The sequence below is a fragment of the Treponema sp. R80B11-R83G3 genome (assembly GCF_054786115.1).
Genome location: NZ_BDHF01000371.1, coordinates 1 through 691, shown reverse-complemented (window position 1 = coordinate 691; position 691 = coordinate 1). Strand labels below are relative to the sequence as shown.

The following is a 691-nucleotide window of genomic DNA, read 5'->3' as shown; positions in this document are numbered from 1 at the left end:
TAGGAATATCCCAAGGGTTTAGAAGTATAAGATCGGGTATTTTATTAAAATCGCTAATATTCCGAGTAACCAAAGTAAAACCTTCGAGCAAAGCGGTTGCCGCGATTATTGCGTCTGGTAATTTAATTTTAATCTGTTTACACAAATTAATAGTGCGTTCAACAACATTATTGCTTAAAGGATAAACTTTAGACATATTTATAAATTCTTTCAAAACTGCTTCATTTTCTGGCGTATCATTAAATCTTAATACTTCTATCTGTGAAATTACGGAAATATTAGGTCTATTACTGACAATTTCTGAGACAATATCCATACCAGAAGAAGGAATTCGCCCTGCAAGGTATCCAATAATAACGTTTGAGTCTAAAAAATATCCCTGTCCCATTCGTTTCGACCCTCCTGCAAGGTTTTTTGATAAAATTCATATTGTTTATCAGAAAGTTTTAATGCCCCTGCAAGATGAGTATATGGATTAGGACTGGAAGCGGTTTGGGTTGGAATATTTACCCTTATTAGATCAAGATTTTCCATATCCGAAAGGAGATTTAATGCTCTGTTATTAATAACTTCAACGGTTATTATCATATTTCAAGTATATACTCTTTATTAAACTTTACAAGTTACCTTATGCAAAGTTTGAATAATTACATTATTTCATAAGTGTATATATATTTATACACTATTCTGT

General features: G+C 31.4%; 2 protein-coding genes. Both read right to left on the bottom strand.

Annotated features, from left to right (window positions below; genetic code table 11):
• Window positions 1-388: type II toxin-antitoxin system VapC family toxin (locus tag ACYVRH_RS13925; protein ID WP_461257482.1), on the bottom strand; the 388-nt coding region annotated here is incomplete at its 3' end.
• On the bottom strand, window positions 367-588 hold the full coding sequence (locus ACYVRH_RS13920; RefSeq protein WP_461257481.1) for a hypothetical protein: 222 nt from the start codon (window positions 586-588) through the stop codon (window positions 367-369). The genes ACYVRH_RS13920 and ACYVRH_RS13925, both read right to left, overlap by 22 nt.
• Between the last annotated feature and the right edge of the window lie 103 nt (window positions 589-691).